This is a genomic window from Chryseobacterium sp. CG10_8, assembly GCF_058117085.1.
Window position 1 is genome coordinate 1 of the sequence record NZ_JBYVEB010000166.1, and the last position, 4,065, is coordinate 4,065.

At 32.7% G+C, this 4,065-nt stretch carries 4 protein-coding genes; all 4 read right to left on the reverse strand.

What is annotated here, in order from left to right:
• Positions 1-134 precede the first annotated feature (134 nt).
• Positions 135-1,301 carry an AAA family ATPase gene (locus AC4AGG_RS15540; protein ID WP_489772932.1) on the reverse strand — a complete coding sequence of 389 codons (1,167 nt, stop codon included), beginning with the start codon at positions 1,299-1,301 and terminating at the stop codon, positions 135-137.
• 106 nt (positions 1,302-1,407) lie between these two features.
• Positions 1,408-1,593, reverse strand: coding sequence for an AAA family ATPase (locus AC4AGG_RS15545; RefSeq protein ID WP_489772933.1), 186 nt, complete (start codon positions 1,591-1,593; stop codon positions 1,408-1,410).
• A 232-nt stretch (positions 1,594-1,825) separates the two neighbouring features.
• The gene (locus AC4AGG_RS15550) at positions 1,826-2,404 is read right to left on the reverse strand and encodes a DUF6705 family protein (protein ID WP_489772934.1); all 579 of its coding nucleotides are present in this window, start codon (positions 2,402-2,404) and stop codon (positions 1,826-1,828) included.
• Between the two features lie 8 nt (positions 2,405-2,412).
• Positions 2,413-3,996 carry a hypothetical protein gene (locus AC4AGG_RS15555; RefSeq protein ID WP_489772935.1) on the reverse strand — a complete coding sequence of 528 codons (1,584 nt, stop codon included), beginning with the start codon at positions 3,994-3,996 and terminating at the stop codon, positions 2,413-2,415.
• Positions 3,997-4,065 lie beyond the last annotated feature (69 nt).

The window sequence follows — 4,065 nt, forward strand, 5'->3', positions numbered from 1 at the left end:
TTTTTCGGCTTGGCGATGTGGCGGATTTTTAGCACAAAAGTTCAATAGAATTCCTAATGTTGAACCTTGCACAAATGTTACATAGAAGCACTTCAGCCGCCATATTGCCAAACCGATGTTACCTGCTGTACTTTTCATTTCATTATTTCTTTCAGGTCGTTGATAAATGTGTCAACCGCCTCTTTATTATCTTTTTTCCATCTATTAAATAATCTGCTATTTCCTTTACCGAAGTATCTTTGATTTGATTCATCATTAAACCATCTTTTGTGATTTTTGTCTGCAAAGTTACCGAAGCATGTTTGATGAGTGAAATTATTGTCATTGTCCCAAAATTCGTCATTGTCATCAAGTGAAAATATAAAATCAAATAGTACTTTTTCGGGTTTATGCAGCCCAGGTAAGATTACTGTTCTTGGCGTATTTCTACGAGAATGGTTTACTCTTGCATCACCGTCAAGTATAAAATTAGTGGTCTTAAAGATTGGATGTTTTGAGTTAGCCATTTCAATAAGTGTTCCGTCTGGAAATGGTCCTTTTATTACTTCTATTTTTTGTTTTAAATCTGTGCCATTTAATAGATTTTTCGCCCAATGTTCGGCAACTATATCTTCACAAATAAATTGTATTTTTTCTATTTTTTTTGCAATTCCAGTTTGTACCTTTATTACATTTTTTAAAAGTTCAATATTAGGATTAACCTCATTTATTGCATTTTTATTATTCCATTTTAAAAAATTGATTTTGGTTTCTTCTCCTGTCTTTTTAGATAAGTGTTCTAATATTTCAATAGAATGAGTTGTGAATACAATTTGAACATTTAGTGTTTTTGCTAATCCAAATAACTTGTCAACTAGCTTTATTTGTGAACCTGCATATAAAGTCGCATCAATTTCGTCAATAAGTAAAAGCCCTCCTTTATAGTTTTCCCTAAGTTCGTTTTTTAATCGACCAAATGAAAGTATTGATGAAATTATTTGGCCAAGATTGTCTTGTCCAGCAGAATTTCCTAAATGTCCGTAGTCATCCGTCTTCATAGCAAAAATTTGTTTGTTAGGAGACTTTACATATTCTGCTTCAACTACCTCTCTTGTTAAATATAAAATTTCTTTGGAAAGTTTAGCAAACTGATTCTTATCTGCATTTGCCATTTCAAAGTCTTGCAAATTGATAGTCTTTTCAGTCGCTAATGGAATTAGTCGTTTTAATCCCAAATATATAACTGGAAAGTCTATTGCTATACCACGTCCATCAAAATCTACTCTGTATCTGTTTTCAGTTTCAATTAGTCGTGTTGACATTTTTTTTGATTCTTCAATTAAAGAATCTTCGAAGTGAATTGAAACATTATATGAGTTTTTGAAGTCTTTTTCAGGGCAGAATCTAAATATTTCGGAGTATTTGGATTTAAATGGAGTATCTAACTAATGTTTTATTTTTTGGTTTAAAGTCCGATGCTTGTGATATCCATCCAAGTAGAGTAGATTTTCCAGTCCCATTCTGTCCAGCAATTGCGGTCATTACACTGCCAATCTCTATTGTCTGTTTGCTTATGTGTCGAAAATTATGAATTTCTAATTTTGTAAACTTCATATTTGGTTAATGTCGTTTTAGTATAGCAGGTAACGATAGGGTATTTATGCAGTGCGGACTAAATATGACAACTTTTTCTATAATTACCAAAACTAAACAAAAACCATTTCTCTTTTTGCTAAACTACAAAATTTGTAAAAAGGAAATGGTTTTTGTGAATTAATCGAAGCAACCGTTGTATTATGACTTTAACCCCGCATTGCATAAATACCATGTTGGCAGAAGTGGTGTCTTATTGTTTGGTTAAAGTGATTAATTGTTTTTGGGGAAATGTTTGTTCAAAAGTACTTGGACAATCACCAACAACAATATCATTATCTGACCAATAAACAATTGTCATTTGATTTGGTGTGTTTGTTTTTATTCTGAGATAAATTCTTCCGCGATTTAGACATCCTTTAGGCGAACTTCCAGCAAAATACATTTCATAAGATTGTAGATCAGACTGAAAGCCTAAACCTGAAAACTTTGTTTGACTATCGTTTGTTTCATTAAAATTATCATATATAGATAATCCAATTAAACCACTTGGAGCATCAGTTGAAATCCTAATACGACCAACTAAAATATCACTTTTTTCACCCAAATCAGCCCATAATCCCTTTACAAATTTTAATTCATAAATCTTTCCATTGTAAGTTCCTTTCCATATTCCAACATATTTGTCCAAAGAATTATTAATGTCTTTTGCATAGTTATATTCAGGACAATTTGGATTTCCGATGCATTGTGCTGCAGTTTCTAAGGAAACCGTTTGTGATTTGCAAGATATTGCAATTAAAGAAATGAGTATTATTAATATATTTTTCATAGTTCTAATTATTTATTCGGACAATTTGTTTCTACTGTATCTGTTTTATCTGTATTTAGCTTGATTTCTGTGTTTGTACCATCACTATTCATTCGATATAAAGTTAATCCTTTTAAATTCATTTTTTCGCTCATAAAGTATAAAAAACCATGTTCAAGTTTATCAGAATTACCAATTTTTTTATTCATGTAAGTTGTAAAATCTTTACTGAAATTGTCAATTTGTTCATCAGTAAAAGTTTTAATCTGATATTGATTCCCAGTAAATCTGATCTGGTAGTTTCCACTACTCGTAACCATGACTGCATATGGATCACTCAAAGATTTACCAAGATTTTGAGCATTTTGAATTAAATCCATGAAATAATTGACATCAGCAGGAGAAAATATTTTTATTCCTTTTCTGTCTTGTGTATCTCCATTTGGAAGGGTAATCGAAAAATCATCCACATGGGTATGCATAAACCCTTTTATATAGGTATTACTCGAAACTGTTGGCAGACTCAAAGAATTTGCAGTAGGAGTTGCACTCGCATTATCTTTGTACTCGTAATCTCCTCCCCATTTTTGGATATAACCAGTTTCTTTTTGTAAACCTGTTTTTGTTTGCAAAGTATCCACTCTTTTCTTGAAATCTTCATCTGCTCTTTGAGTTTTTATTTTTTTACAAGGAGTGTCCACAAGAGTTAAATTAGGTAACGTTGGTGTTCCTATTTGACAACCATTTTCATCAGTGAAACCGGTGGAAGCACCTTGTGGATCGGTAGGAACAATTACACAATCGTCGGGGTCTGTTGGAGTGGTAGGGGGGCAGTCTTCACATGGACTACCACCTCCGCCACCGCCACCTCCACCTCCAGAACCTCCTTCTGAGGGTGCAATAGTATTATCTTGTACTTCAATGCAACTATAAGTCGAAACCGTATAAGCCGTTGGTGGAGTCCCAGCTGAAAGATTATTTAGATATTCGCAATCATGAAAATTGGAACCATCGTGTTTACCAGAACTACAGGGAACCCAAACTGTTTCAGTTGTCCAACTACAAACACTTCTTGCAAGTTGACCGTTTCCATTAAAAGTTCCATTAGCTAATTCTTTAACAGTGGTATTTTCATCAGAATAAAAATAATACCCATTTCTGATATTCTCCTTTTCTTGAGGCGTTAAATTGTATGTGACTAAAAACTCTTTGTAAGTTCCATCAGGAAGTGGAGTAAGAAGTAAATTCTCAACAGGATCATTTGGAGAAGAATTGCTCCTTTGAATATTGAATGTGTAAGTATGATAATTTCCGTTTTCAATATAAATTACGTGGTCAGTATTAATCGAAATACTATCTCCGTAATTTACTGTTTTTGCAAAGGAGTTTTTAATATTTGCTTTGTTAAGTTCGGTTCTTACAGTTTTAAGTTGGGAAAGTACCCTTTCTCTATGTTTACTTTCATTAAGGTTAATGATTTTGGAAGTCATTTCTGAAATCTGGCCTTGTTCTCGAACTTGGTTTTCATGTAAATAATCGTTTCTACAGGAATTAATGATTCCGAGGAAAAGTAACAACAAGCCTAACAAATAAATAATTTTGTTTTTTGTCATGTGTTTTTGTTTTAGGTTTATACTCGTTTCCGTTGGTTTTTAGCGGTATGTTTGGTTACCATTTCTGCC

Bases quoted from the DNA above. Each gene is read 5' to 3' on its own strand.
- AC4AGG_RS15540 (WP_489772932.1), bottom strand. From the start codon at position 1,301: ATGTCAACACGACTAATTGAAACTGAAAACAGATACAGAGTAGATTTT.
- AC4AGG_RS15545 (WP_489772933.1), bottom strand. From the start codon at position 1,593: ATGAAGTTTACAAAATTAGAAATTCATAATTTTCGACACATAAGCAAA.
- AC4AGG_RS15550 (WP_489772934.1), bottom strand. From the start codon at position 2,404: ATGAAAAATATATTAATAATACTCATTTCTTTAATTGCAATATCTTGC.
- AC4AGG_RS15555 (WP_489772935.1), bottom strand. From the start codon at position 3,996: ATGACAAAAAACAAAATTATTTATTTGTTAGGCTTGTTGTTACTTTTC.